Source organism: Gluconobacter sp. NFX36, assembly GCF_049887835.1.
GTDB lineage: Bacteria > Pseudomonadota > Alphaproteobacteria > Acetobacterales > Acetobacteraceae > Gluconobacter > Gluconobacter japonicus_A.
In genome coordinates this window covers 1-24,135 of the sequence record NZ_JAGEKJ010000013.1, presented here as the reverse complement: position 1 = coordinate 24,135, position 24,135 = coordinate 1, and the positions used below count along the sequence as shown (strand labels likewise).

The window sequence follows — 24,135 nt, the reverse complement described above, 5'->3', positions numbered from 1 at the left end:
CATGTTCTGGCCTCAAGACGGTGAAGCTTTGCGGGGTAATACCTTGGATCAGTTCCTGATCTGGTGTTCCGAAGCCGAATGCTCCCGGGTCGAAATCCAGTCGGACATGCCTGTCATGGTGCGTTTGCATGGTGAAAACCATCAGGTAACGCGCGATGCCAGTCTGCCGGGTGAAGTCGAGGATGCGGTTAACTACATCTTTCGCTCGGCGACGGGGGTGACGAACCTCAAGAACGGGGATCCGATCGATGTCGGCCATACAATCTGGCCAGATCGCAAAAAGAGGCGATACCCGTTCCGCCTGAATGCCGTCAGCTCGCAGGTTGGTGCCGACGCAGGCATTTCGATGACGTTTCGACCCCTCGTTGACATCCCCCGACCGCTGGAGGACCAGCACGTCGAGCCCCAACTGATGGACGCGCTTCATGGAGAACAGGGCATTTTCCTGATCTGCGGCGCTACGGGCTCGGGAAAGTCGACACTGATTGGCGGCATCAACCGGGCCCGGCTTGAAGACCCGGATATTCACTGCAACCTGCTCGAAGCCTCAGCCCCCCTTGAGATCCTCTATGATCGCGTCTTGCGTCGTAACTCAACGGTCACGCAGCTCGAAATCCCGCGTAACCTCAGAAGTTTTGCCGAATTCGTCCGCGCGTCCATGCGTCGAGAACCAACCGACATCGTCGTGGGCGAGTGCCGAGATCCCGAGACCATGGAAGCGTCAATCCAGGCCGGGATCTCTGGTCATCGCCTCCTGAGCTCTCTTCACACGAACAGCTGCTCTTCAACGGTCCGACGTGTTCAGGCACTCTGCCCCGCTGATCAGCGGGACAGCCTGACAATATCGTTCGTCGAGAACCTCCGTCTTCTGGTGAACCAGAGGCTTCTCAAATCAACCGATGGCAAGAGGACACCTGTTCGGGAGTTCCTGCCTGTGACGCGGGCCATTCGAACCCGTCTGCTGGATGCCCCACGGGATCGCTGGCCGAACATCACACAGGCCGCTGTCGAAGAACACGGACAGACTTTCGCTCAATCCATCGCGGCCGCCGTGAAACAGGGCAGAATTACAGAAGCCGTCGCTGCCGCTGCCATGAAGGAAGAAGACTGATGTGGCGCTTTACCGCGGACCCTGTCCGCCTTCTCATTATTGACGCCCGTGCGCTTGCGCCACTCGCCCTGTGGATCGCTCACATGCGGGAATGGACGTTCATCCTGGCGATTATCGGGGTCCTGTTCTTCAGCGTGCTGGCATGGCTTGGACTGACGCTTCCCGTGGCCGTGCGAATGTTCCGGGTCATTCTGTGCGGTCCCATTCGCCCTCGTCTCCCCTCTTGGAAAAAGCGTGATTACGCATGAGCGATCTTGACGACCTGGTGCGCTGCTGCACGGCGCTGATTGAAACGCAGGAATACCGCTTCGAGACCGGCATTCCAGGTGTGGGCGCTCTGCCTGCGTGGCGTGTGAGCCAGACAAACGTGTTTCTTCCGGTACTGCTCAGGCTCGCAGAAGAGTTCTGGCGATCAGAGACAAAAGGGGCGGGCTTCGGCCTGAGGATCGAACCCGACACACTCAGTGTGACGGGCTACACACTCACCGGGCTCTATCATGTCCCGTTGTCGATTGCCCTTCTGGCGCTCAACGCGGTTCTCAGAGCCTTAGCCGATCCCGAAGGATGCATCAGTATTGAAGCCCTGACGGCTTATACCCACACCGTCACCGGCTGATCCGCACTCACAAACGCCTGTCAGATACTGCACAGGCGTCTAACTTGCTGAGGCCCGCGATGATCATTTCTGTTCCGTCTGACACACAATCCCTTTCCATTCGTCGTGAAGGCGACCGGACCATCATCTTTCTCGAGCAGGGCCCGTTTTCAGAGGGACCTGACAATCCCTCTCTCCTCCGGGCAGAAGAGAGTGCCACTAAACGGCAGCCGCAGCGAACCAGAAAGGTACCGCTTCCACTGATCGCAAGCGTCTGTCTGATTGTCGTCGGCGCCTCCCTCGGCCACTGGCTGCTGTCACCTGCAAAAAGCAATGGCCCACATACAGCAGAAACAGGGCAGATGCCGCTACTCCGCGCGCCCGAAACAGCCACACGGCGCTACATACCAGCCGCGCCTGAAGCCGCCCCGGTGCCGAACAACGCATTTGGGTTGGAATAATCATGGCGACGATCAGACGCCGCATAGACGGTCCGCAGGATTTCCATGAGCAGAAAGGCGGCCTGGCATTCCGCGATACCCGCAGCGTACCCCAACAGATCGGGGAAATCCTGCGATCGGGGTTTTCGTCTATCGGGCTTGTGGCAATGGCCGGCGTATCTGTCTCCGTTCCAGCACTGACAACTGCCATTGTACCGCTGGCCGTCGCTTTTGCAGGCTATGTCCTGACGCGCCCGGTGACATTGCCTCTACGGCTGCCGGCAAATGCGAAAGGAAAGGACTACGGGAACCCTGAGCCGGACCCAAAGCGCCCTGGCGTCGAAATTCCGGGCAAGCCCTCTGGAGACTGGCTGATCGGATGGGATGAAGCCACGGCTCAACAGGTCTGGCTGTCCGGAAACGACTTGACGATGCACGCCACACTGCCCGGATCAACGGGCTCTGGTAAGACGCAATTTATCTATAGTCTGCTCTGCAACGTCCTGGCACAGGGCGGCGGGTTCACCATTGTCGACGGCAAGGCTTCGAACAACCTCGCCTTCTCCGTTGCGGCCATGGCCAGACGGTGGGGCCGTGAGGCAGATCTGCGCTACATCAATATGATGGTCTCAGCCGGCGACAGAAAGACCAACACCTGGAACCCATTCTCCTCTGTCAACGCCGAGGGCATGACGGAGCTTCTGCTCACGCTCTTTCTTCCGGAAGACAAGAAGGGCGGTGGAGGGAACTCCGCGCACTTCTGGGACAGAGCCGAAGCGCTTATTCGCGGCATGTCCTATGTCTTCGTCTGGGTCCGGGACAACCTTGGCATCCCGATCATGTCCGAGACAATCCGCACGATGTTCTCTGACATTGTGAAACTGCGCGATCTCTACCAGGATCAGATCTTCACATATTACGACGCGGACGCAGGCGAGACGCGCACAGTCAAACTGCCGCCAGAATTTGACCGTACCCTGCTTAACCCTATCCGCGACTACGTGACCGAAACAGGTGGCTTCTCAAACACCAAAAGCGTGGGAGACCAGGACAAGGTTCGCGAGCAGCATTCCTATGTCGTGGGCGGTTTCGGCAAGACGTTCACTCAAATGAGTTCCACACTAGGGCATATTTTCCGGTGCAATATCGGCGATGTCGACTTCCGGGACATCATCTTCAACCGGCGCATCCTCGTCGTTCTTCTCCCCTCTCTCGAAAACCATCCGGACACAAACGCCGCCCTGGGCAAGGCCGTCATCACGGCGCTGCGTTACGCACTGGCGGCAGCCCTCGGAACCTCGATTGAAGGCGAATACCAGGATCGCGTCGTAAACCGGGCGTCATCGTCCAAGGTCCCTTATCCGATCGTCCTGGACGAAGTCGGGCAGTTCGCGACACGTGGGATCGACGCCATGATGGCGTTGGGACGCGAGATGAACATCTTCCTGCTGATCTCGTTCCAGGAAGTGGGCACGCTCTACGCCACGCTTGGGAAGGATCTGACCGTTCCGCTTCTCGGCAATCCCAAGCTGAAGATCTTTGAGAATATCGAGGACTCCGGCCCGACACGGGAATGGGTCGAGCAATCAGGCGGAATGATGCCTGTCAGCGTCCTTCCCGGGTTTGACAGTTCGAACCCTCTGGGCGTCTATGCGGATCAGCAGCGCGCAGACATCCGGGACGTCAAGCGGATCTCCTGGAGTGATGTGCAGAACCTCCGCCAGGGGCAGGCCATCATTCTCTTCCGAGGAAAGCGTATCTACACGCGGTTGTTCTACGCAGGGATCAAGCCTGAAGGCGTGAACAGGGTATTCCCCACAGTGTCAGCGGCCCCAGCCCTTGAAACACCCATCTCGGAGGAGCCGGCTACAGAGACAGACGACGTGGCTCAGCGGCTTCAGGAAGGTCGCGACCGGATCGAAAAGGCTGATCTCCGGCCGTTAACCGGAGTTCTGGGAGATCTGTATCAGCGCCTCGGCATTGTTCTCAACACTGAAGGTACGCCCCTGCAGGACGCGCAGGAGCTCCTGACGCTGCTCTTCCCTGATGAGCCCCCGGCAGACGACAAGCCGTTCGCGAAGCTGTTTGACACCCTCGTTCCTCCGTCCGCTCAGTTGCCCCGAACAACGGAGCCGCTGCATCCGCATCTGGACAAAGCATTGCTGGCAGAACTGGTTGCGTTTGAGACAATGCTGGGACAGGACGAGCGTGCGGCTGTTGAAACCGTCACGCACGCCCTGAATCTCTACGCGCGTGGTAAAGAACTCGCCTGATATCTGAGGCGGCATGTCCTCAGTCGCCTCGGTTTTCCACTCTACATCCCTCGTCCTGTGCCACGGACCCGCGTGCGATCGCGCTCCCGCAACTCTTCTTCCTGTGCGGCGGCGCGAGCCTGCCGCAGCCGGTCGTCGGCCTGCCGCGCTCTCCGACGCTCCTGCAGATCCTCAACCCGCCGCGCTGCAGTCAGGGCGTCCTGCGCGGCATAGCCGGCCTTGCGCAGCTTGCGACTGACATCATCCCATTGCGCGCGCGGTACATCCCGGATCGGCGCTTCCTCAACCTGACGACGTACCTGGCCGCCCGGTGACTGCCCCTTCTGGCGGGTCCGCTCATTGACGTGGTTCTGCCGGATCCAGCGCGTATTGGCTTCTTCGTGCGCAAGACGGGCTTTTGCCAGATCAACGGCCAGGGACTTGTAGGGATGACGTCCCATGTCCGACGCCAGACGGTCATACAGATCGTTGACCGTCACCGGCCGGATATCACCCAGAGCCCGCGAAAACGTCTCGGCCTCACGAAGAGATCCTTCCGACACGGCCGTCCAGCAGCGATGGACATGCCGGCTTTCGGCAACATAGGACGTAAAGCCTGTCATGGCCGAGGATCCACGCGGCATGGCGTTGATATGCTCGTCGGACGTCACACCCTGCGCCGCGTCGACCGTCATAGCGTGACCAAAGCCCAGACGGACGCGTCCGGTCTTCGGGTCGGCCAGCCGGGTCCAGGGCACGAGCCCTTCCCGGCCCTTCGCATTCTGCAAAACCAGTCCCTCATCGGACCAGCCCTTGACGGTCGTGAAGTCACCGTTCGAGCCCAGATCACGCCAGCGACGACCGTGAGGTGTTTCCATCCGGACACTGGTTTTCGCAAACAATCGAACTCTGTCACCGACTGCGAGAGGCAGCTCATAGGTGACGCCACGCTGATCGACGGCGGCCTTGACGATCTCCTCCTGCCCGATCTCGCCACGCTTGCGCAGCCGGTCGCGGACGGCACGGCTCAGATCCATGACGTCCTCGTTGGTCGGCGCCGACATGGTGATACCCCGCTCCGACCCGGCCTGCGTCAGCATGTCGCGACGTCGAAGATACAGGTCAGCGATCTGCTCGACGACCTGGTCATGGTCGCCCCCCACAAGTCGGATCGTGCCGTCCTTGCGCTTCATGTCGATGGCTTCACGCGCCCGCGCAATATCGGCTTTCTTCTGCTCGTCCTCAGTCTGGCTCAGATCGCGGCCGGGACTGCGGAACATGCTGGCGATCTGCCGACCGCGCGCGGACTTCTGGCGGATCGTGCTCAACAGTTCCGGACGCGCCTCTTTGGGCATAACGCGCAAAAGCAGTTCCACAGCGTCACCGGCCTCGATCGCCTGGGCCTGTTCCCGGTCGCCCACCACCCGAAGGGCAAAGCCCTTTTCCTGCTGAAGCTGGAGGATTTCGAGCAACTGACGCGGCGAAACCTGACTAACTTCATCAAGAACCAGAACGGACTGCCGATCGAGGACGATCTTTCCCTGCGCAAGGCCATCCAACAGAGGTGTCATCGCGTAGGTCTGGGAAATGCCCGCATCCTTCAGCGCATCGGCCTGACGCCAGGCAATGGCCGCGCCAATGACGGTGCGGCCATCCTCCTGCCAGGCATCGACCAGAGGCTTCAGAAGGGTCGTTTTACCGGATCCGGCGACACCAATCAGGAAGCCCAGTCCGCCCGCCTGACCAAGCGCATTGATGGCTGCAAGCTGCGCAGCGCCGTGTGCCGGTTCGCGTGTGAAGTCGAGACCGGACCGGGCAACGGCAGCGGCGATCTGCTCGTCACTGAGCGCACCGTCCCGGGTCCGCGACGACAGGCCGGCAAGACGGGCCATGTCCTTTTCGAGGGCGATCTGAGCGCTTGTCGCCACCCGGAGGCGGCCGTCCTGCTCGCGTTCCAAAAAACGGACCTGTTGGCCGTCGATTTCGATGCCACGCTCCTGGATCAGATCGGCAATCCGCTCCACGTCCTCCATTCCTTCAATGCCAGCCGCAATGAGACCCCGTGCGGCATGGGTCCGGAACGTATCCCGGTCGAGAACAGCGGCGGTCCGAAACTCCTCGGCCAATTTCTTCGCAGCAATCGCATAAGCCAGCTCGTAGCGCTCAGCGCGCCCTGATGGCTGGACCTTCTCATCGGTCAGGACAGTATCGTGATACCACCCAATTTCATGAGCCTGCGCAAGCCAGAACTCCTTGTCGTTGCTGCCATTGTACTTCTTTGAGCGGTAAGCCAGATTTGCGTTGTGAAGAATTGAAAACTTCCGCTCTGCCGACAATTCGTTCCAGTCCAGACCCTGCCGTTGGGCATAGGCTTTTCCCGTTTTCTCCGCCTGCGAATGCCGCTTTGAAAAAAGCTCACAGGCTTCTCGCGGCACACCATCAATCGCGATTGCGCGGCCGCTCTCGTCGACGTGCACCGCGATACCGAGCTTGCGAAGCTCCCTTGCAAGTTCCGCCTGAAAATACGCCCCGAACATGAAAGACGTCGCACTGGTAATGCGAGCACTGTCCAGCGAACCCAAATGGCCGCTTTCTGTCGCTACGGCATTCAAAAGCAGATTGTGAATATGCGCCTGTGGATCCCCCGGCACCGGCACTTCCACCGCCGCCGTAGGGCCTTTTGCGCCGTCCTGAATCTTCATGACAGGACGTGCCGTGTAGTGCCGGAACGATACCCACGCGACTTCCCCTCCTTCCAGCGTGGCAGTCTTTCCTGACCCTCTGCGCGCCACGCCAACCTCCTTGGCAATAAATGCCATAGCCTTGTCGTTGGCCTTGTGAATTGCGCTCCAGATGAGAGCCCGCTCGGCATCCGTCGATGCAAATTCAGCGGCAAGCGTCACGGATTTATCGGGTGACGCTGTGAAGTCGATGGCTGAGTGCTCACGCTTCCGGCCTGTGTTGGCCCATTTCTCACCCGTGTCAGCGCGTTTCGCTTCGAACAGATTGGCCAGCGCCTGGTCTGTCGGGACCTTCATGACATCAATGCCTAAAGCATCAGCGATCCGGGGGCCCATATCTGGCGACCACATTCCGCGCCCTTCACGTCCGGTATAGTAGGTTGTCAACCTGTCACCGTTTTCACGGGTCGGATCACTCCGTTCCCGTTCAAAGCGGGCATCCTTCTCAGGTTCGGACTGATTCTCTCTCAGATAGGCAACGATCAGCCTGCCGGCACCGGCCGCAGAGATCTTCCGGTAAGTAATCATCTTTTAGCCGACGCAGAGAAAGTGGAAGCTTCGAGCCGACCGAGCTGCGCCGAGATTGTCTCAAGGGCAGCACCCTGCTGTTCCATGGCCTGGGCCATGCGCGCGACGACCTCGACCAGACCCTCGCCTTCCTCCGCTTTTTCTGGAGGGCTGACCATCTGGTGGATTTGGGCGAGCGCCTCCCCGATCTGGTCCAGCCGTTGCAAAACGAGGAGCTGAAACGGCGCTTCGCGATCTACCGGTTGCGGGAGGTCAAATACGTTTTCGTCTGGCATGCATCGTCTCCGTAGGCAAAGGAGACATTTTGCTCGAGGTGGTTGTGAGTGCTCGCTGACAAAAACTGTCGCTCCGAGCCCACATCGTCTCAGAGACTATCTGCCTAGCCGTCGCATCCCACCAGGAGCGCAATCTGGCGTCTGATGGCAGCAAGCTGATCAGGTCTCACCTTGCTGCCTGTCACGGCGACACGCTGCTTGGATGTGGTGGTGAGCAGAGCACTGACCGCCCAACAGGGCTTGGTACAGCCGTTTTCAGCCGTTGGGTCGATCCGTACCGCCAGATCCGGAATGACGAGGTTTTCATCGTCGGTCAACGGCACAAGCATCACGTTCGGCCACTCGGGCGGAAAGAGGTCGTCTTCGACAACAACAGCCGGCCGACGCTTGTTGGGCTCCTTCGGCAGCGCATCGCCGCGCCAGTCCGCCAGCACAATTTCTCCAGGTGAGAAGATCGCTGCCATGGCGACCGGCCGATCAGGCGCCATGGGTTCCGCCAACCTCCTCAAAGAGTGCTTGAGCGGAAGGCGTCGCAGCGACGTAACGGGCAACACGCGCACTGTCCCTGCGAATACGGTCTCGGCGCGCACTCTTTGCCCCTGTCTCCAGAAGATCACGAATGAGTTGGCTCAGAGGGATACCGCGTGCTGTTGCTTCCTGCTCCAGGTCGGTGCGCAACCGCTCGTCCAGACGGATCGAAAGGGGGGATGCCATGACACACTCCATACATTCAGAACGTCATTAATGTAGCGCACTTTCGTAGTGCAGAACAACATATTTGGCAGAGCAGAATGCGATGAGAGGTCTTCAGCCCGGGTCAGACCCTGCCCCGCCGGATGCAACACCCGCAGGGTGGCGCGAAGCGCAAACTGAAAGTTTGCATTTGTGTATGGAAAAAGAAAAAGACTGATACTCTCGTGATACTCTTTTGATACCGACGCGATAGCGAAGCGATACCCGTTGATACCGTCGCGATATCGTTCTAGAGTGCTTCTCAGACGCCAGTAGCCGCGTCAGGAAGACCTTGTGAGGACACACATGACTGCCGCCAGCATCGGGATTGAGGGAGCTCTTGGAGCGCTTGAAAGAGCGTCTGGTGCGACGTCTCTGCGTGTCTGGATGGAAGCGCACCGCGATGAGCTTCTGTCGGCTCTCGATGGTCGGCGTCTGAACTGGAAGGCCCTGTGCGCGTGGTTTACCGAAGTCGGACTGACGAATGCGAAGGGCGAAGCGCCGTCCGTAGGATGCGCCAAGTTGCTCTGGAACCGGGTCGGAAAGACTCTCGAGGCGCGTAGGCAACGCCATGCCGATGCGGCCTCCGCCGCAGAGCGACTGGCCGAAGAAAAGAAGGCAGCCCGCGAGGCCGCGAAGGCGAGCCGGGATGCCGAAGCAGCTGAGGCTGAAACACTGTCCCAGCGGATGCAGGAAGCAGACCGGGCCGAGAGCTACGCCACAAGCAAGCGGGCCGAAGTTCAGGACGCTCATGCCAGGGCGGCAGTCCAGCGTCAGGAGCGTACCCAGCAGCAGGCCGCTAGAACACAGCAGAACGAGATTGCGCCGTCTGATCCATCAGAGTTCATCACGCTGGATCTTCCGGTGCTCAAGGGCGTTTCGAACCGTGCCTATCTACCCGTTGACCCCAAACTGGCCCCAGTCCGGGACGGTGATATCAATCGGTACACAGGCAGCGCGTGGCGATATGGCGGCGATCTGCCCGGATATCCCAGCAAGCGAAACTACGAGTACGAGAAAGAGTGGCTGCGGGACGTGGGTCTTCTTCTGCGCCATCGCCATCCGACAAACCTGACCATGACGCCGGAGGAAAAGTTCGTCATGCGCGGTGCCAAGAGCTGCATCCCGAACCTGTACTGAGCCGGGTTAACCGCACTCACATCGGCCTGTGAGATCCTTCTGGGACGGGACACTTTCCCGCATCAGCAGGAGACACAGGCATCATGACTGAAAAGCCTACAACGCCCCCCAAGAAAGAGCCCCCACGGCGGCGCGCCGTCTGGCGTATCGCTCGGGGTCGAAGCGGCGGAAGCCTCGCGCTCGCCATTTTCGTCCATTGGGCCATACAGGCAGGCCGGGACGTTCTGGCGGCGGATGGCGATCCAAACAATCCGATGCTGTCAAAGCTGTTTCCGCCCGAAGGCAAGCACGGTGTCGAGCGCCCGGCCAACGCAGAACTGGAAGAGAGCAAGCTCTGGCTGGCCAACACGCTCGCACAGGCTCTTGAACACAACGCCTCCCTTGCCATCGACATGGGCGGCGGCGACCGGGTCAGTGAAGAACTGGCAGCGGAATCCCATCTGGCCGACTTCCTGAAAGCGAATGGCGTCAGCCCGACGTTTGCGTATTTCACTGGCCCGGAGCGGGACGACTTCGATCACGTCTATCGCATCTGGAAGTCTGGCGCCTTCAATAACGGCGACTCAATCCTCTTCCTGAACGAAGGTCTCTTCCGATCCTCTACACGCTCTGCTGATCCGTTTCTCTGGCTGAAAAAGGATACACGCCTAGAGGAAATGGAGGCGGCCGGTGTGCGTCCGATCGTCTTCCCTGCCCTGACGTGCATGAAGTATCTGGAGGGTGATGACATGAACGTCTTTGACGTGGTGGCGGGCAAGCCGAAGGCTGACGGCACCATGGTCAATCCCCTGTGGAAGCACATGACGGTCAAATGGCTTGAAGCGTTCCAGCACAATATCAAGGAAGAAGGCGTGGCCGAATGGCTGCCGTAAGCAGCCTCACCCCCTCGACCGCACAGGAGGCGCGTGAGCGCCTTCTGGCAAGCCTGCATGATGCGGGGATAGAGCCCTCCAGTCCTCTGGGCCTGATCATGATATCCCAGTCTGAGGGCATCAGTCTGGCCAGTGCGCGGTTCGACCGGGCGGCAGAGGCGCTGTCTGCGGCCTCCCGAACTGCTGAGACGGGACTGGCGGACCTCCGGGAGCAGCTGACACGCGGGGTCGAACAGGTTGAAAGCCTCAAGGCGTCTGGAGAGAGCCGGATCCGCACACAGGAAATTTTCCTTGAGCGGGAACAGACGGCGGCCGTGGCGCAGATTGTCAAAAGCATCGAACAGGCACTGACAAAAAATGCCGTGGCGCAGCAGGAGGATCTGTTCAAGGCCCTCAAGAAGCGCCTTCCTGAGAACGAGGAACTGTTTTACCGCCAGATCCGCTGGAACCGGATCTTCGTGGCCTTTGTCATCGCGGCCGGACTGGTGACACTGGGCTACTGGAGCGGGAGCCGCGTTTCCTCGGAAGATACCGTGAGAGGTCATTTCTGCTCCGAGCACCTTCAGTATGACAAGCCGACCGGGATGCAGTGGTGCCCCCTGACGCTGCCCTCTCAGGGCACCGGGGACAGTCGGTCATGACGGTCGGGCGGGTCTGGAAAGGCTTCGCGTCTGTCAGGGGGCATGCGATCGGCGTGATCCGCCTGCGGATTGCGCCGATCGCACGATGTGCTTCCGCATCGGGCTCATTGCGGGAGATTTACGCCAGCCCGCTCCGGCTGGTTCTCTGGGGCAGTGGGTGTCTCTCACTCCTTGGTGGCTCATGCACCCGCGTGCTTTTCGGCCCATCACTGGGCGTGGCTGCCTTTCCCGTTGGCGCTTTTGGAGTGCTGCCCATTTCCTGCGCTGGCCTTTATCTTTTTGTGCGTTTTGAGACCCATGCGGCCTTGGTCTGGTCTGTCGCAGGACTGACGGGTCTGGCAATCCTTGTGTCCGTGTTCGGACCAGCGTTTTCTTGGCGGTGACCTCTCGCGCACGCACCGTCGGGGCGAAGCCCTGACGCACCATACGTCACAGCCGCGCTTGCGCGGTTGTGTCCATTTTGGCGCGGTCTGACCGGACAACAAAAAAGGCGGTTCCCAGGGGAGCCGCCTTTTGCGCGTGTGGACCTGGCCGAGGCCGATCAGGCGAGGCCGTTCGACGCGACCCGGATCTCGTCAGGGGTGGCACCAGCGGCGCGCGCCTCTTCTGCGGCCTTCTCAATGCTGGAATCGAACCGGGTATTTTCCAGAAAGGTCATGAGAGCGTCCGCGATGGCAAAGCCACGCGCAAGGTGCTCCAGCCTCCTCAGGGGAAGGCTCTTGGCGCTGGCGTCGGGGACATAGGGGGCGAGTGCGTGAGACATGGGACAGGCTCCACGACCGGGCGGGGCCGGTCGCTCTTCGATGTGCAGAGGGACAGGAAGAGGCCGCGCCCTGTGGGCGCGGCGGGCTTGCCTTAGAAGCCCATGGCGTCGGCCTGAACGGCGGCGACGTCACGGGAGAGGCTGCGGCCATTGTCGCGGGTGTAAGGCTTCCACGCCTGACCCATCAGTTCCTCATAGGCGGCACATGCGCCGGAAGCGACGCAGGCCAGCGCGTAAGCCTTCGCGCCGTTTTCGGCAGCGATGCGGCGCAGGCCATCCACGCGGTTTTCTCCACCGTCCACGCCCATGCGGTCTTCGTCGCGGTCGCCGTTGGCGTAGCTGTCTGCGGCATCCTTGGCGATCATACGGCGGTTTTCATAGAAATTCGCGGCGCCATAGGCGGACCGGATGAGACCATCCACCACGCGGTCAAGGTGCATCCGCAGACCGTTGAAATTCTGCTCGCCCCGGATATAGGTCACGAGGATGGGAAACATCAGGTCGTATTGCTCGCGCACCATGTTGGACCCTGCCCCGGTCAGCTCGTCAACGTCACCGGCTTCGACACCGAACGCCAGCACGATTTTTGCCATCTGGTCTTCCGACGGAACGAGGCGGAGAATGTCTGCCAGCCCCGGAGAGGCGAGAGCTTTGGTGCGGCGTTGGGCTTCACTGAAGCGACGGACAGCAGCGGGGGAGTAGTTGCCCTGAGAAGCGTTCTGGGACATGGTGTTGGGTGCGTCGGACATGAAACTTGCCTTTCTAGTCTAGCGAAGTCCCGTTCGGTAGTACCAATACCGTTCGGGGCGCTTTGTCTTGAGGGCCAATCCCTCTCGACAAGTAAAAGATAGCCTTTTTGGCCTTTCCTGACAAGAGAAAAAGCACAGAAAACCGCCATAAAACGCGCTTTATTTTTGAATGACAAGTAAAAAGATTGCTTGATTACTTTATGAATACCTGTCGTTTTCCTAGACCCATCCTGCCCGTGCGGCGAGCACATTGACGGCGACGAGAGTGGAACGACAGTGGCGTTTTCCTGAGCCCATCCTGCCACCGGCCACGACGGTCGACGGGACAGGCCGTCAAGCCCGGAGCGTCCTGAGCAAGGGTGTCAGGCCTGCGGCTGATGCGGGGTCGCGTGCGGCCCTGCAGCAGACGCGGGCCTGACACCTGAAGCCGAGGGTCGCGCAGTGGCTTTACGGACTGGCACGGCGACTGTCAGACTGAACGCTGGATGCGAGGACGCTGTCGTGGAACGGCCCTCCCGGGCGGTCCTTCAGGACCGTTCGGGAGGGACGAGGAGCCGTCTCACGGTCGAACTTGCCAGACCAGGACCGTCCGTTCAGGGAAAAGAACACGGGTGAACCGTTACCCGGACGGCCCGCCCCGATCCTTCTTCTGTTTTTCTACTTACGGCCCAGATCTTTGCCGGAAGAATCCCGCGTCAGGAAGAAGGCCACAAACCCGACGGCAAGCACCAGCAGACCTCCCCGGGTTGGATGCAGGAAGCCCTGCCAGATCAGGAGAAGAACGGCTGCCTGAATACTCAGTGCACCAATACGGATTATGGTTTGTCGTGACATGGGCGCAGTCTAGCTTTTCCACTGTCCTGGCGCAGCCCCCCTGTGGGGGGCGAGCACTGGGGGCAATACACTTCGCGCCGACGAGGCGCGCCCGCATGACTAAACCGGGCGAGCGGACAAAAAAAAGCGGCCCGGAGGCCGCCTGTCTTTCTGCATCAGGAAGGACTGTGCCGCTTCTGTCTCGGGGTCGAAGCGGGTAGCAACCGGCTCGCAATCCAGCCGAAAAAGGCGCAGCCGCCAGCAAACGCGGCGAGCATCATCAGCAGGTTTGGGAAGAACTCATTCATCATGTTCGGTCTCCGTTGGCGTGACCTCGTTGTTCGGAATATAGCCCAGAAGCGTCCACGCGGCAATTTCAAAAGCGGCAGCGGCGAGCGCGGCTGCCAGACGCTGCCACATAGGGACGGCCACTCCTGTGAAGAGCGGAGCCACGATCCCCGCCCCGAGGATTGCCAACGCAAGGCTCTGGCAGCCGCTTGCGAAAAGCTTCACGCGTTCGGTTGTATGCTGCGTTGAAGTAGGAGGTCTGGGAGGCAGCGTCGGCAGCATCATGGAAAAGTCTCTTCGGTGGTCATAACGCCGGTTCCTGTAAGGAGCGTAAACGGGGACGGTCCTTTGGCAGGACCGTGCGGTGAACTGAGTACCTTAGAATGGCGCCTGATCGTCCAGTTCCTCATCCGATTGGCCCCAGCCGCCTCCTTCGCTTGCGCGGTTGCTGTCGATCAGCACCAACTCACCCCGGAAACGGTCAATGACAACCTCTGTGGTGTAGTGCTCCTGACCGCCCTGATCGGTCCATTTGCGGGTGCGGAGTTCACCTTCGATATAGACCTTGCGTCCTTTGCGAAGAAAGCGTTCCGCCACGTCACCAGCCCGCTCGTTGAAGATAACGACACGGTGCCATTCGGTGCGTTCACGACGCTCCCCGCTCTGGCGGTCATTCCAAGTCTCAGACGTGGCGAGTGTAAAGCTCACGATCTTGGAGCCGGACTGCGTATGACGGACTTCCGGGTCTTTACCAAGATTGCCAACGAGAATGACTTTGTTAACCGAACCGGCCATGAGAACCTCCAAGAAATAGGGAACGTATCAACTGGACTGTTTCGGCGTTATTGCCTCCGTCCATGAATAGATATTAGGTTTTTACTTGCTCGCAGTCAACGAAAAACCGCAGAAAACCGCCGTTTCCAAGAAAATAAAGCCTCAGGAATTGACGATTTACTTGTTGAATACTGAACGGGTATTTGATGTTTTCCTAGACCCATCCTGCCTGTGCGGCGAGCACACTGACGGCGACGAAAGAGGAATGGAGGTGGCGTTTTCCTGAGCCCATCCTGCCACCGGCCAAGACGGGCGACGGGAGAGGCCGTCAAGCCCGGAGCGTCCTGAGCAAGGGGACTGGTTTGCGTCTGATGCGGGGTCGCGTGCGGCCCTGCAGCAGACGCGGGCCTGACACCTGAAGCCGAGGGATGTGCAGTGGCTTTACGGACTGGCACGGCGACTGTCAGAGTGAACGCTGGATGCGAGGCCACCTCCATGGAACGTGCCTCCCCGGACGGTCCGAAGGACTGGCCGGGGAGGTTGAGGAGCCGTCTCACGAACCGATCCCCCAGACCAGGGCCGACCGTTATTGGAAAAGGATGCGGGTAAGCCGTACCCGAAAGGGCCAGACCCGAGGGCCAGACGCCCGACTGAGGGCGGCTGGACGTCGGGGCTAGGCGGAGCTTGGCGACGAAGGAGCCTAGCGCAGTAGAGCGAACGAACCCGTCAGGGCCGCCCCGATCCTCTTTTCACCTACCCTTCACATTACCCACGGGTCAGTCTCGACGAAAGAAAACACACTATCCCCTCTCTCCCCCTCTGCTTTCTTCAATCTCCTCCTCAGCACCTCCCGCTCCTGGCGCGCTTTCCTCCTTTTCTTCTCGCTGACGTTCCAGCGGTCCCGCAGGACGGCCCGCAGCTCCGGGCACGAGGCGCTGATCTGTCCATAGGACTGACGCCGAAACCGGGCGACGCCACCGAAGCGGTCGATCCCTGTCACCAGGGTGCTCCTGCCGATCTCCGGATAGAGGATCACCCCGAGGCCATCCTGCGCGTCGGGTGTCGAGGGCGGGCGGAGAAAGAGTGTGGCGAAGCCGTCCGTTGTCTCAACCCATCCCGGCACCGGCCCTGCCAGTCGGCGCAAAGGCATCAGATCGAAGTCAGGGCAGTTCTCGGCTATGGCGGCCGCGAGAGGCGGAGACCTGTGCCAGAAGCTGGCGCTACATCCCGGCCAGTCTTTTGTGGCGTCTGTCGGAAACAGGATTCCGAAGACTGTGATGAGATCCGCTTCATAGACAAGCTGACCGCCCTGCCATTTGGCAAAGGCCGGACTATCAAAGCAGTCGAAATACTCCATGCCCCGGATGCTGACGTCTGGATATTCGTCAGACAGCCCCAGCCCATGACCAAGAAATGACGTCCCGATCCCGCTTTCGAGGGTCATCACGAGTGTGGTGTCGTTTTCCCAAGCCATCTGGTCCGGTGCGCAGGTCCGGTAGGCGCGCTCATCAGCGATCTGGCGCAGACGGTCCTGCTGGCCAGTGAGCGTAAAGACGGTTGTGACGTGAGTCGCCATGGGGAACATCCTTTTTCATTTTCTGGATGCTTTCCCGCAGGCGCAGACGGCTGGCCGGGACAATGGCGCGCCCTCCAGGGCGCGGGCCGCGTGCGGCCGAACCATTGTGGCGGCAGGACGGCCTGTGCTGTTTCTCTCTCTCTTTCTTTATCGTTGGTAAGATTGAGGACGAGAGAAGGCCGTAAGATATTCGCCCCGCTAACGCAGGGAACGGGTCTTGCAAACCTATCTTGGACCAGAATTAGAAAGGGTCATCCCCGCCGAGGCAGGGAACGAAGGTCTTACAAACCTATCAAGGATTAGGATTATAACGGTTCATCCCTGCTTGCGCGGGGAATGTCAAAACCATCTCCCAGCGAAGTTCTCTCGTCAAGAATTCTTTTCTCGCGCTGCTCATCAGCCCAAGCGGAAATCAAATCCCGGAGAATTTCAATCGTAATCATGCTCCCGCGCGCCTGTGTTCTGGGTCTCTCATCACGAAAACGATTAGCCCTTCCAAATTCACGGACGGCGTTGTTCGAGAGAGTGTACCCACGATCAGCAAGAAGAGACTTTACATCTGCGTGCGACAAACCTGCGCCCGAACAGAACGCAACATAGGTTCGCCTCAGGTCGTCTGGATTTTCTGGCATTACTGAAACAGTCCATAGTGCAAATCAGGCAAAAGTCCCGAATTATCCTGAGCGTGAATATCACCCCAGTGCGTTTTTGGTTCAGCGATAAAATCCCGTATTGCCTGGACCGGACAATGGAGCGCCCTCCAGGGCACGGGCCGCGTGCGGCCAGACCATTGTGGCGGCCGGACGCTCTTTACTGTCCCTTTCTGTCTCTACTTTGACTCGTCTCTGTTCATTCCACCCAATATGCCACTCTCGACTTTGAGAGCAAAAAGTTCCCAGAAGGCCGGATGCATGGTGCGATCACCACTTTCCCATCGCTTCCAGGTCAGAGGTGTGACGTGAACAAGAGACGCAGCACTCACCTGTGTCAGGCCCGCATCGAGACGGGCTTGACGGATTGCCCGAGGAGAAATGTCCTCGACGTCAGCCTCCCTCAATAACCCAGCCATGCCCGCTTGAAATGACCTGCCCGCTCAAGTCCGGCCTTCGTCCGATTAAGGCTCGCGATCAACGTAGCGTCGGCCCGCCCCTGCGGCGAGAGGTCGAAGTCTTCGCTGTATTCGCCGGTTTTATCCAAACTGGGTTCGTCTATTTCACAGCGACCGTCGGGAAAGATCCAGACACCTGACAGGATACGATCCCCGGTTCTGTGCTGCAGCTCAATGCGATCGGAATAATGAGGGATGTCGTCACGCATCGCGACTTCCCCCGTTACGGCATGCCGCATCGAGTGCTCTGTCGCGATTTCAAACCCGTCGTCCAGCTTTACACTGCCGAGATTGCGCGTCTCACCCGTTGAGAAATGCCAGCCTGACAGAGCCAGTCTGTCCACTTCGGTCTTTCCGACCTTACGAATGGCCTTCGCGACATCATCGGCCGTAGGCGAAACCCCGAGGAGAGCAGCGACCTCTTTCGTCACGGTGCTGTCTTCGAGCGAGAAATAGCCATGCGACGGCGCAGCCAGGAGCAGGACCCGTCCTTCCTCATCACGCTGAACGCCATCTTTCACCCGTCCTATCGCCTCGACGGTGGCACGACGCAGCACTTCCTTCTCAAGTTCGCGCATCCGGGAAGTGTCGAATTTAGGCATCGCATTGTCCTCGTTCGTGATGCCTACATCATAGTATCCGTTGGATACCTTTTTCAATACACAAATCGGGCTTTCTTTATTTTTTGACTATGCGACCCAACGACGACTTCCTCCTGGTGCTCGAGATCCCGTCCATGACTTGACGATTACATCATGGTGCCGATCTACGCTTTCGCGCTAACCCCCTATCGACCAAGATTCATCAGCATTCCGCGTTGCGCGATAAGATACATCCGGATCGGACGGCGTCAGCCGTCCTCTTGACCACAGGGCTTCCGGCTGCCGCAAAATGCTGCATCTGCCTGAAGATAGAGAGCGTCAATCACACACAGCCCCTCGTCTCTCCGGTTTTCTGCGAAAAGCCGGTCTGCAATCCCGGCAAGAAGTTTGAGGGAAGATGCTTCCGACGGGACTGCGTGCGCTGCGGGTGGGAGCGGAAGTGGCATCATGGCATATCGTTCCGAAAGCTGAGAGTACGGGAAGAAGCAGGGGACTGACCAGGGACTGGCTGGTACCCCTGAACGGGTTGCGCGACGCTGCGGCGAATGGCGAGCAGATCATCGAAGAAGGTGGTCGCGTGCCGCACCAGGTCAGGATCAAACGCACCACCTGCCTGCTCGTGGAGAAAGGCTTTCACCTGACGCGGCGTCCAACCTGTCTTATAGGCGCGGGCGGAGAGCAGGGCGTCGATCACGTCCACGAGGCCGATGATGCGGGCGGCCAGAGGGATGGCTCTGCCCTTCAACCCAAAGGGATAACCATCACCGTCATAGCGTTCGTGGTGCAGGAGTACGGCCTCATGAACAAGGGTCGGGATATCGGCTGACAGATGAAACAGCGCTCCAAGGCCAAGCGAGGGATGCTGCCGCATCACCAGCATCTGCCTGTCGTTAAACATGCCCGGATGATTCAGGAGGCTGTCTGGCAGGAGCAGTTTGCCCGCATCGTGCAGGCGGCCTGCCAGTTCAAGGGCGCTGGACGAGAGGCCAGTTTTCGCCAGATGGCCGAGCAGGCCAGCAAGGCGCCCGACCCTCTGGCCATGCCCGTCATCCCCTTTGGCAACCTGTGCCAGAAGGGACGCCAGAGGTGCGCCTTGCCGCCGATAGGACGCAGGCAGTTTCACCACTTCTTTCAGGAGCGTCTGCAGTTCAGGCATCTTTCCTCTGCCGGTTGTGTAGGATCACTTTAGGAGAGGGCAATGTGAGTCCGGTCATCCCGGATGGATCAGGCTGCGGGCGAGGCCGCCGAGTGCCAGGGCCACGCAGGTGACGAGGAGCCTTATTCTGGTCGCCCGCCCCTGCCCACGCCTGGTCAGGATCCCGGACGTCTTTTCAGCGAGTTTCACAAGAGCCAGTGTGAGGCAGGCCAGAAGCGTCCACTGCCAGAACGACAGCATCAGAACCGGTTGACCCAGTCCGGACAGATGCCAGGGTCCCTGTCCGGCAAACTGATCCAGGCCAAGAAATCCATCCGCGGCGTTCGTCAGAAGAAACAGGCTGACCCCGATCAGACATCTGGGGCCACAGACCCGACGCTGTACCGTCCCAACAGGGTGAGAGGGTCCCAGAGTGGAGGCATAGCGGACACTGGTGATGCGCGTTGGAGTCCAGTCCGCGAAGAAAGGTGCAGGCACGCTCAATACCCATCCGGCAAAAGACGAGACAGAGAGAGCAGGCAGAGCACCAGGCCGAGACTGGCAAAAACCACACCGCGCCTGCGCTCGAGACCGTAGTCACGCCCGTCTTCGCCGATTTCGGGGACACCCGGTCCCGTCATGGTTGCCAGACAGCCACCGAGCATGAAAACGGGCCCCATGACAGCGCCAAGCCTGGGAACCACAAACGCAAACAGAAGCAGTCCCACACTCGGCCAGCAGACCAGGATCTCTCCTGCCGTCTCGGCGATACGTCGGCGCGGTGGAGCATCTTGCATTCGGTCACATTCCCAGGGCACGGCGATAGATCTGCAAAAGGGTTTCCTGAGCCTCGATCTCCGCGGGCTCCTGCTTGCGCAGCCGGATAATCGTACGAATGACCTTGACGTCGAACCCGGCCGACTTGGCTTCGGCAAAGATGTCCCTGATGTCACCACTCAGCGCCTTGCGCTCTTCTTCCAGGCGCTCAACCCGCTCAATAATGGACCGCAGCCGGTCGGCGGCGATGCCGCCTGCGATGACACCATGATTGTCCTGAACGTCTTCAGGAAATGATACGCGTTGCAACATGGATCAACCTTTCAGAGATCGGGTGAGACGCAGATGGGAGAGAGGGGGCGTGGCAGATCGCGATGCCCGTCTGCCAGCGCTTCGAGCCAGCGGGACTGCCGCTCCGGGAGATGTCCCTGTTCCTCAATGAGACGGCGAAGCGCCGTCCGGTGTTCGCCGAGGCGATCTGCGAGTGTACGTTCGGACCAGCCAATTGTGATGAGGGCACTGGTCATCGCGTAGCCATTCAGCGGAGGTCTGTTCCCCGCTGGAGGCACAGCCCGGGCCAGTGGGTGACTCAGTCGACGGTGCAGCATCCCAAGGGCCGCGAGCCACTTGAGAAAATCCGGGTCAGGAAGACCCTGCCCTGATTGCCAGCGCAGGATCCTGTCCTTGGAGACGCCGGATCGGCGGGACGCCTGGCGCACACCCCAGCCGATGACGGAGAGTTCGCCTGCAATGGACAGCGCTGCACGCCTGTGCCCGGGACGAACGGACCGTGAATCCACATATCCTGCCCGCGGTTGCCCACAACGCTGTCCACTGCTTTGGGGGATAATCCGCAAGCGCGACGCCTCCCTCATGTCTCAGCCATGCCGGGCGATATCGGTGAACGTCCTGTCCTGTGCCCCCTGCCGGATATGTTTGGCCATATGCGGCGATACAATCCGGTAGCGGTTGGGGCGACGCGGATCCAGCCGCTCTTCGATCAGACCGGCCTGCTCCAGAGCTGCGAGAGAGTCTCTGACCACAGTGAGGGTCAGTCCAAGCCAGGACGCGATTTCGGTTGGCGTCTCGTGTTCGGTCAGTGAAGCAAAGACCAGATCCTCGATTGGTGACGTCTTCACGGTCCGCGTTGCAGGCATCCAGGGTACGCGGGCATAGACGCTATGACCCAGAGCCGCGATTTCGCCAGCCTGAGCCAGCGTCGTCAGAGCCAGAGGCAAAGCTCCAGCCTCTTCCGGGGTGAGGTTTGCCCGAAGCTCAAGGACATTATATGGCCCCCGGTTGAGGCAGGTCCGGACGTGCTGAAGTACGGCCTGATAGGCTTCGCGCTGTGTCTGCGCATTCAGCTTGCGAAAAACCCGTGCTTTGGGCTGGTTGCCACCAAACTTCACTGTGTTGCCCCGTTCTCTGTCACCTGACAGTCAGTATCCCGCGGGGTGTTGTGAGTGCGGTTACGCAACGTCACCATTGGCCTGCCGCCTTCATGCAGTCATAGGCGTTCCGGAGATTGAACAGGCCGACAGCCACCCAGACCGGAACGAAGACCAGCACATGCCAGCGCGGCATGAAGGCGTTCGTCTTCAACAGGCGTATGACGTCCATCACGAGAACGGAGATCGCCAGGGAAAACAGGATCGCCTGAGCAAGCATGGTCCAGACCATCTGGACATCCAGCGGAAAAAGGAGCCAGCCGAACCCTAAAAGCATGGTCGCCGAAAGAACCATGCTGCCAAGCATCCAGGGGGACAAGAGTGAGAGAGAAAGGGAGTGTTTGGGCAGCTCTGACTGCCCAAGAGAAAGTGTATGCTCGGTCATACCGGGTAGTATGACGACAGCGTTTGTGAGTGCGGTTCAGCTGATGGACCAGAGGGGTTGAAGCGTCAGAACCGAATTGAGGTCCTCAGATTGTCAGTCCGAGATCCGACGGCTTGTAACGCGGTGTCGGAAGAAGCCGCACCACAGCATTTCCCTCTACATCCGAAAGATACAGCAGCCCCTCTGACGGACAGCCCAGGGGACGACCATCCGCATCCAGCACAAGGCGCAGGCTCTCGATCGGACTTACCGCGTAGACACAATCGTCTTGCAGAAGAACGAAAGGATAGTCCCTTCCCTGATCGGTCAGCGTTTTCAGCGTGCCTGGAACCACACCAGCAGATCCGGTCATCAAACGGTCCGCCATGAACCGTACGACTGCCTGGAGTTGCTCCTGCCTCAGGTCTTCATGGCGCGCAAAGGCCGAGCTGCCCAGTACCGTTGTCACATCTCTTCTCCCTGCAAGCCACGCCCTCCGGGCTCGCCCTGGTCGATCAGATCCTGCCGGAGGTCACCCTAACCCACCCGCTCCTGTCTGAATACACATGGTGCGTCGCAGAAGGACTTGCGTGCGTGTTTGCCCGTTTTTAGAGTCTTATGATGTACCAGTCTCTCGCCCTCGTCCGGCACTTTGTTAAACGCAGCCGTCAGAAGAAGGCCCAGGTGGCGATCCTCCGATTTCTGGCAGACCTCGAGAATCATCCCTTCAAGGCAGATACCAGCCGCGATCCCCGCGAAGAGAATGCCTACTACCGTCTGCGACGCATGGTCAGTTTTGCCCAAGCGTTCGATAATATCCCGCCCCATCCTGCTTCTGAGCTGCTGAGCAGTCTTCTCCGGGTGGGTGATCCTTACCATGCAAAAATCGATATCCGGTCGATTACCGCTGTCAGCGCATCAAAAGGAAAGCTGGTCGGCGAACTTGACAGCCTGCCCGAGACCATGAGCTTCGATGACTCCTATCCACAAAACTATGGCCCTTTTGATGAAGAGCAGACCGCGCGGCTCCGGGAGGCGATCCTGCGGGAGTTCAACCCGTCTGCAACTCGAAATCGAGAGATATTCGACGTCACGGATGTGACCTGGAGCCACGAGCGCATTGCGGGGAACTGCGGAGCCTCACGGCGTTTCAGTCTTTGGCGTCGCCTTGCAGGTAGAGAGGGGTGGCGCACGGTCTGGCTTCATGCCCGGATCACACCTGTGTATCTCGATGAAGACGGGTTCACGGATTTGCTCTCGTCATGGCGCATTGTCAGGGTCAACCGCTCCCGCACACTGGAGCGATCACTCTGGGACATGCGGCAAGCATGGCCAGACGGGCCATGCCCTCTTGATTACGCACCGGCTTGGCAGCCTGACCGACCGGAGACCTGGATCATTCCTCTCCCGCACCATGCACCCGACGCTCTACGCGAGACCTTGATCCGAGTGCATGCAGCGATTGATCGCGCGGGCATCGAGGACGTTTTACGAAGTATCAGTGAGGCACGTTGCCTCAAGATAATCGGGGGCGCCCAAGGAGAAAATGATCACCCTCTGGACGTCACCTGAAAGACGTCATGCAACACGCCTAGTCTGAACAAGAGGATAAGACAGCTTATGAGCATTCCCGGGGCGCTAATTTTCAGTGCTATTGCCCTCGCTCTCGTGACATCGTGGTGCTCTGTTGCCCGCGCTGCCGCTCAGCCCTGCACTCTCAAGACAGCCGAGTTCTGCCGGGATACCAATCAGCTGGTTTGGAGCCGGGGCTTCGATGGTGAAATCAAACGCTTTGTTGGACCTCATACGGGCGAATTTGCAACGCTTCAGCGACAGGTATTAGCCTCTTTGGGTGGTCCGCCCGATCGTCCGGTCGAAATGCTAGGCTACAAGGCCGGGGGCTGGCTTTTCTCGGCATGTAAAGCACACGAATGCCTGGTCAAGGGAGCTTTGCTCCTCGATTACGACCACTCGATCCGCGGGCTCGCGGTGTTCGATTTTGGGACAAAAGGGGAGAAAAACCCCCGCCTTGATCTGATCCTGAAAGACCCTGATGACACAAAAGCCCGTGACCTCCTCGCAGCATGGGCAAACTGGACCATCGCTCGGGACCTCTTCACCTATTCGGGTGACTACGTCGCGACCACGCTGACAGGCATTAGGATACTGCCAGCGCAGCATTTCAAAGACTGAGAAGTGATTTGAAGAAGGTGAAAAGTACGGCGTCCGCTTACGCCTCTTTTGGGACATCGAAGCACGGGTATGCGCTGCCCAAAAACGGAAGTGGAGGGTTCGAAAAACCCTCTGGTTTTTGGGCCCTCTGTGTGATTCCATTCCTCATGTGGAGAGTGGGGGGCTGGCTTATGAAGCAACCAGGTTTCTTTGATGTTGAAGAGCGTCTTGCTCGGCTG

At 59.5% G+C, this 24,135-nt stretch carries 33 protein-coding genes and 1 pseudogene; 11 read left to right on the top strand and 23 right to left on the bottom strand.

What is annotated here, in order from left to right; genetic code table 11:
* Position 1: 1 nt before the first annotated feature.
* Genes J4P41_RS12595 through J4P41_RS12575 form a run of 5 tightly spaced genes read left to right on the top strand, consistent with a single transcriptional unit; the run spans position 2 to position 4,419 of the window.
* Positions 2-1,111 (top strand): type IV pilus twitching motility protein PilT, encoded by a 1,110-nt coding sequence (locus J4P41_RS12595; protein ID WP_415565239.1) that lies wholly within the window; start codon positions 2-4, stop codon positions 1,109-1,111.
* Positions 1,111-1,359 carry an IcmT/TraK family protein gene (gene icmT / locus J4P41_RS12590; protein ID WP_211506954.1) on the top strand — a complete coding sequence of 83 codons (249 nt, stop codon included), beginning with the start codon at positions 1,111-1,113 and terminating at the stop codon, positions 1,357-1,359. The genes J4P41_RS12595 and icmT overlap by 1 nt, the downstream gene beginning before the upstream one ends.
* Positions 1,356-1,727 (top strand): hypothetical protein, encoded by a 372-nt coding sequence (locus J4P41_RS12585; RefSeq protein WP_426067394.1) that lies wholly within the window; start codon positions 1,356-1,358, stop codon positions 1,725-1,727. Before icmT ends, J4P41_RS12585 begins: the two co-directional genes overlap by 4 nt.
* Before the next feature lie 59 nt (positions 1,728-1,786).
* Entirely contained in the window at positions 1,787-2,167 is a 381-nt protein-coding gene (locus tag J4P41_RS12580) for a hypothetical protein (protein ID WP_211506955.1), read from the top strand.
* A gap of 2 nt (positions 2,168-2,169) precedes the next feature.
* Positions 2,170-4,419 carry a type IV secretory system conjugative DNA transfer family protein gene (locus J4P41_RS12575; protein ID WP_426067393.1) on the top strand — a complete coding sequence of 750 codons (2,250 nt, stop codon included), beginning with the start codon at positions 2,170-2,172 and terminating at the stop codon, positions 4,417-4,419.
* Between the two features lie 41 nt (positions 4,420-4,460).
* Here J4P41_RS12575 and mobF read toward each other — a convergent pair whose 3' ends face one another.
* From mobF to J4P41_RS12555, 4 genes are all read right to left on the bottom strand, one after another.
* The gene (gene mobF / locus J4P41_RS12570; protein ID WP_426067392.1) at positions 4,461-7,667 is read right to left on the bottom strand and encodes a MobF family relaxase; all 3,207 of its coding nucleotides are present in this window, start codon (positions 7,665-7,667) and stop codon (positions 4,461-4,463) included.
* Positions 7,664-7,942 (bottom strand): hypothetical protein, encoded by a 279-nt coding sequence (locus tag J4P41_RS12565; protein WP_062106987.1) that lies wholly within the window; start codon positions 7,940-7,942, stop codon positions 7,664-7,666. The genes mobF and J4P41_RS12565 overlap by 4 nt, the downstream gene beginning before the upstream one ends.
* 104 nt (positions 7,943-8,046) lie before the next feature.
* Positions 8,047-8,430, bottom strand: coding sequence for a type II toxin-antitoxin system PemK/MazF family toxin (locus tag J4P41_RS12560; RefSeq protein WP_426067391.1), 384 nt, complete (start codon positions 8,428-8,430; stop codon positions 8,047-8,049).
* Positions 8,420-8,656 carry a BrnA antitoxin family protein gene (locus J4P41_RS12555; protein ID WP_241009792.1) on the bottom strand — a complete coding sequence of 79 codons (237 nt, stop codon included), beginning with the start codon at positions 8,654-8,656 and terminating at the stop codon, positions 8,420-8,422. The genes J4P41_RS12560 and J4P41_RS12555 overlap by 11 nt, the downstream gene beginning before the upstream one ends.
* Positions 8,657-8,980: 324 nt before the next feature.
* On the opposite strand from J4P41_RS12555, the gene J4P41_RS12550 reads away from it, so the two are divergent.
* From J4P41_RS12550 to J4P41_RS12535, 4 genes are all read left to right on the top strand, one after another.
* Positions 8,981-9,814, top strand: coding sequence for a hypothetical protein (locus J4P41_RS12550; protein ID WP_426067390.1), 834 nt, complete (start codon positions 8,981-8,983; stop codon positions 9,812-9,814).
* 83 nt (positions 9,815-9,897) lie between these two features.
* Positions 9,898-10,686, top strand: coding sequence for a hypothetical protein (locus J4P41_RS12545; protein ID WP_062499536.1), 789 nt, complete (start codon positions 9,898-9,900; stop codon positions 10,684-10,686).
* Positions 10,674-11,327, top strand: a complete 654-nt coding sequence (locus tag J4P41_RS12540; RefSeq protein WP_426067389.1) for a hypothetical protein — start codon at positions 10,674-10,676, stop codon at positions 11,325-11,327. The genes J4P41_RS12545 and J4P41_RS12540 overlap by 13 nt, the downstream gene beginning before the upstream one ends.
* Positions 11,324-11,710 carry a hypothetical protein gene (locus J4P41_RS12535; RefSeq protein ID WP_426067388.1) on the top strand — a complete coding sequence of 129 codons (387 nt, stop codon included), beginning with the start codon at positions 11,324-11,326 and terminating at the stop codon, positions 11,708-11,710. The genes J4P41_RS12540 and J4P41_RS12535 overlap by 4 nt, the downstream gene beginning before the upstream one ends.
* 158 nt (positions 11,711-11,868) lie before the next feature.
* On the opposite strand, the gene J4P41_RS12530 is transcribed toward J4P41_RS12535, so the two are convergent.
* The 19 genes and pseudogenes from J4P41_RS12530 to J4P41_RS12440 all read right to left on the bottom strand — a co-directional run bounded on the left by J4P41_RS12530 (position 11,869) and on the right by J4P41_RS12440 (position 22,193).
* Positions 11,869-12,090: a hypothetical protein gene (locus J4P41_RS12530; protein ID WP_426067387.1), complete on the bottom strand. Its 222-nt coding sequence runs from the start codon at positions 12,088-12,090 to the stop codon at positions 11,869-11,871.
* Between the two features lie 92 nt (positions 12,091-12,182).
* On the bottom strand, positions 12,183-12,839 hold the full coding sequence (locus J4P41_RS12525; protein WP_426067386.1) for a hypothetical protein: 657 nt from the start codon (positions 12,837-12,839) through the stop codon (positions 12,183-12,185).
* A gap of 447 nt (positions 12,840-13,286) precedes the next feature.
* The gene (locus J4P41_RS12520; RefSeq protein ID WP_194258104.1) at positions 13,287-13,448 is read right to left on the bottom strand and encodes a hypothetical protein; all 162 of its coding nucleotides are present in this window, start codon (positions 13,446-13,448) and stop codon (positions 13,287-13,289) included.
* A 48-nt stretch (positions 13,449-13,496) separates the two neighbouring features.
* Positions 13,497-13,673, bottom strand: coding sequence for a hypothetical protein (locus tag J4P41_RS12515; protein WP_194258105.1), 177 nt, complete (start codon positions 13,671-13,673; stop codon positions 13,497-13,499).
* Positions 13,674-13,828: 155 nt separating this feature from the next.
* Positions 13,829-13,963: a hypothetical protein gene (locus J4P41_RS12510; RefSeq protein WP_273498567.1), complete on the bottom strand. Its 135-nt coding sequence runs from the start codon at positions 13,961-13,963 to the stop codon at positions 13,829-13,831.
* Positions 13,953-14,225: a hypothetical protein gene (locus J4P41_RS12505; RefSeq protein ID WP_194258106.1), complete on the bottom strand. Its 273-nt coding sequence runs from the start codon at positions 14,223-14,225 to the stop codon at positions 13,953-13,955. Before J4P41_RS12505 ends, J4P41_RS12510 begins: the two co-directional genes overlap by 11 nt.
* Positions 14,226-14,357: 132 nt before the next feature.
* Positions 14,358-14,735: pseudogene (gene ssb, locus J4P41_RS12500) on the bottom strand (single-stranded DNA-binding protein); the annotation flags it as partial.
* Positions 14,736-15,474: 739 nt separating this feature from the next.
* Complete coding sequence (locus J4P41_RS12495) at positions 15,475-16,290, bottom strand: hypothetical protein (RefSeq protein ID WP_426067385.1); 816 nt, start codon at positions 16,288-16,290, stop codon at positions 15,475-15,477.
* Between the two features lie 829 nt (positions 16,291-17,119).
* Complete coding sequence (locus tag J4P41_RS12490; RefSeq protein ID WP_426067384.1) at positions 17,120-17,359, bottom strand: helix-turn-helix domain-containing protein; 240 nt, start codon at positions 17,357-17,359, stop codon at positions 17,120-17,122.
* Positions 17,344-18,000 carry a hypothetical protein gene (locus J4P41_RS12485; RefSeq protein WP_426067383.1) on the bottom strand — a complete coding sequence of 219 codons (657 nt, stop codon included), beginning with the start codon at positions 17,998-18,000 and terminating at the stop codon, positions 17,344-17,346. Before J4P41_RS12485 ends, J4P41_RS12490 begins: the two co-directional genes overlap by 16 nt.
* 248 nt (positions 18,001-18,248) lie before the next feature.
* Positions 18,249-18,449 (bottom strand): hypothetical protein, encoded by a 201-nt coding sequence (locus J4P41_RS12480; RefSeq protein WP_194258111.1) that lies wholly within the window; start codon positions 18,447-18,449, stop codon positions 18,249-18,251.
* Entirely contained in the window at positions 18,446-19,156 is a 711-nt protein-coding gene (locus J4P41_RS12475) for an HD-GYP domain-containing protein (RefSeq protein ID WP_426067382.1), read from the bottom strand. Before J4P41_RS12475 ends, J4P41_RS12480 begins: the two co-directional genes overlap by 4 nt.
* Before the next feature lie 54 nt (positions 19,157-19,210).
* Positions 19,211-19,633 (bottom strand): hypothetical protein, encoded by a 423-nt coding sequence (locus J4P41_RS12470; RefSeq protein ID WP_426067381.1) that lies wholly within the window; start codon positions 19,631-19,633, stop codon positions 19,211-19,213.
* Positions 19,634-19,635: 2 nt separating this feature from the next.
* Entirely contained in the window at positions 19,636-19,932 is a 297-nt protein-coding gene (locus J4P41_RS12465) for a hypothetical protein (RefSeq protein ID WP_145993787.1), read from the bottom strand.
* Positions 19,933-19,936: 4 nt separating this feature from the next.
* Positions 19,937-20,224 (bottom strand): DUF2312 domain-containing protein, encoded by a 288-nt coding sequence (locus tag J4P41_RS12460; protein WP_426067379.1) that lies wholly within the window; start codon positions 20,222-20,224, stop codon positions 19,937-19,939.
* Positions 20,225-20,235: 11 nt separating this feature from the next.
* Positions 20,236-20,712: a transcriptional regulator gene (locus J4P41_RS12455; protein WP_426067378.1), complete on the bottom strand. Its 477-nt coding sequence runs from the start codon at positions 20,710-20,712 to the stop codon at positions 20,236-20,238.
* A gap of 78 nt (positions 20,713-20,790) precedes the next feature.
* Positions 20,791-21,321: a hypothetical protein gene (locus J4P41_RS12450; RefSeq protein WP_194263266.1), complete on the bottom strand. Its 531-nt coding sequence runs from the start codon at positions 21,319-21,321 to the stop codon at positions 20,791-20,793.
* A gap of 70 nt (positions 21,322-21,391) precedes the next feature.
* The gene (locus J4P41_RS12445; protein WP_426067377.1) at positions 21,392-21,745 is read right to left on the bottom strand and encodes a hypothetical protein; all 354 of its coding nucleotides are present in this window, start codon (positions 21,743-21,745) and stop codon (positions 21,392-21,394) included.
* Between the two features lie 85 nt (positions 21,746-21,830).
* Complete coding sequence (locus J4P41_RS12440; RefSeq protein WP_426067376.1) at positions 21,831-22,193, bottom strand: hypothetical protein; 363 nt, start codon at positions 22,191-22,193, stop codon at positions 21,831-21,833.
* A 215-nt stretch (positions 22,194-22,408) separates the two neighbouring features.
* On the opposite strand from J4P41_RS12440, the gene J4P41_RS12435 reads away from it, so the two are divergent.
* Positions 22,409-23,296, top strand: a complete 888-nt coding sequence (locus tag J4P41_RS12435) for a hypothetical protein (RefSeq protein WP_426067375.1) — start codon at positions 22,409-22,411, stop codon at positions 23,294-23,296.
* A 48-nt stretch (positions 23,297-23,344) separates the two neighbouring features.
* A complete protein-coding gene (locus J4P41_RS12430; RefSeq protein WP_426067374.1) occupies positions 23,345-23,917 on the top strand; it encodes a hypothetical protein in 573 nt (190 codons plus the stop codon).
* Positions 23,918-24,135 lie beyond the last annotated feature (218 nt).

Bases quoted from the DNA above. Each gene is read 5' to 3' on its own strand.
- J4P41_RS12595 (WP_415565239.1), top strand. From the start codon at position 2: ATGTTCTGGCCTCAAGACGGTGAAGCTTTGCGGGGTAATACCTTGGAT.
- icmT (WP_211506954.1), top strand. From the start codon at position 1,111: ATGTGGCGCTTTACCGCGGACCCTGTCCGCCTTCTCATTATTGACGCC.
- J4P41_RS12585 (WP_426067394.1), top strand. From the start codon at position 1,356: ATGAGCGATCTTGACGACCTGGTGCGCTGCTGCACGGCGCTGATTGAA.
- J4P41_RS12580 (WP_211506955.1), top strand. From the start codon at position 1,787: ATGATCATTTCTGTTCCGTCTGACACACAATCCCTTTCCATTCGTCGT.
- J4P41_RS12575 (WP_426067393.1), top strand. From the start codon at position 2,170: ATGGCGACGATCAGACGCCGCATAGACGGTCCGCAGGATTTCCATGAG.
- mobF (WP_426067392.1), bottom strand. From the start codon at position 7,667: ATGATTACTTACCGGAAGATCTCTGCGGCCGGTGCCGGCAGGCTGATC.
- J4P41_RS12565 (WP_062106987.1), bottom strand. From the start codon at position 7,942: ATGCCAGACGAAAACGTATTTGACCTCCCGCAACCGGTAGATCGCGAA.
- J4P41_RS12560 (WP_426067391.1), bottom strand. From the start codon at position 8,430: ATGGCGCCTGATCGGCCGGTCGCCATGGCAGCGATCTTCTCACCTGGA.
- J4P41_RS12555 (WP_241009792.1), bottom strand. From the start codon at position 8,656: ATGGCATCCCCCCTTTCGATCCGTCTGGACGAGCGGTTGCGCACCGAC.
- J4P41_RS12550 (WP_426067390.1), top strand. From the start codon at position 8,981: ATGACTGCCGCCAGCATCGGGATTGAGGGAGCTCTTGGAGCGCTTGAA.
- J4P41_RS12545 (WP_062499536.1), top strand. From the start codon at position 9,898: ATGACTGAAAAGCCTACAACGCCCCCCAAGAAAGAGCCCCCACGGCGG.
- J4P41_RS12540 (WP_426067389.1), top strand. From the start codon at position 10,674: ATGGCTGCCGTAAGCAGCCTCACCCCCTCGACCGCACAGGAGGCGCGT.
- J4P41_RS12535 (WP_426067388.1), top strand. From the start codon at position 11,324: ATGACGGTCGGGCGGGTCTGGAAAGGCTTCGCGTCTGTCAGGGGGCAT.
- J4P41_RS12530 (WP_426067387.1), bottom strand. From the start codon at position 12,090: ATGTCTCACGCACTCGCCCCCTATGTCCCCGACGCCAGCGCCAAGAGC.
- J4P41_RS12525 (WP_426067386.1), bottom strand. From the start codon at position 12,839: ATGTCCGACGCACCCAACACCATGTCCCAGAACGCTTCTCAGGGCAAC.
- J4P41_RS12515 (WP_194258105.1), bottom strand. From the start codon at position 13,673: ATGTCACGACAAACCATAATCCGTATTGGTGCACTGAGTATTCAGGCA.
- J4P41_RS12510 (WP_273498567.1), bottom strand. From the start codon at position 13,963: ATGATGAATGAGTTCTTCCCAAACCTGCTGATGATGCTCGCCGCGTTT.
- J4P41_RS12505 (WP_194258106.1), bottom strand. From the start codon at position 14,225: ATGATGCTGCCGACGCTGCCTCCCAGACCTCCTACTTCAACGCAGCAT.
- J4P41_RS12495 (WP_426067385.1), bottom strand. From the start codon at position 16,290: ATGGCGACTCACGTCACAACCGTCTTTACGCTCACTGGCCAGCAGGAC.
- J4P41_RS12490 (WP_426067384.1), bottom strand. From the start codon at position 17,359: ATGGCTGGGTTATTGAGGGAGGCTGACGTCGAGGACATTTCTCCTCGG.
- J4P41_RS12485 (WP_426067383.1), bottom strand. From the start codon at position 18,000: ATGCCTAAATTCGACACTTCCCGGATGCGCGAACTTGAGAAGGAAGTG.
- J4P41_RS12480 (WP_194258111.1), bottom strand. From the start codon at position 18,449: ATGATGCCACTTCCGCTCCCACCCGCAGCGCACGCAGTCCCGTCGGAA.
- J4P41_RS12475 (WP_426067382.1), bottom strand. From the start codon at position 19,156: ATGCCTGAACTGCAGACGCTCCTGAAAGAAGTGGTGAAACTGCCTGCG.
- J4P41_RS12465 (WP_145993787.1), bottom strand. From the start codon at position 19,932: ATGCAAGATGCTCCACCGCGCCGACGTATCGCCGAGACGGCAGGAGAG.
- J4P41_RS12460 (WP_426067379.1), bottom strand. From the start codon at position 20,224: ATGTTGCAACGCGTATCATTTCCTGAAGACGTTCAGGACAATCATGGT.
- J4P41_RS12445 (WP_426067377.1), bottom strand. From the start codon at position 21,745: ATGACCGAGCATACACTTTCTCTTGGGCAGTCAGAGCTGCCCAAACAC.
- J4P41_RS12430 (WP_426067374.1), top strand. From the start codon at position 23,345: ATGAGCATTCCCGGGGCGCTAATTTTCAGTGCTATTGCCCTCGCTCTC.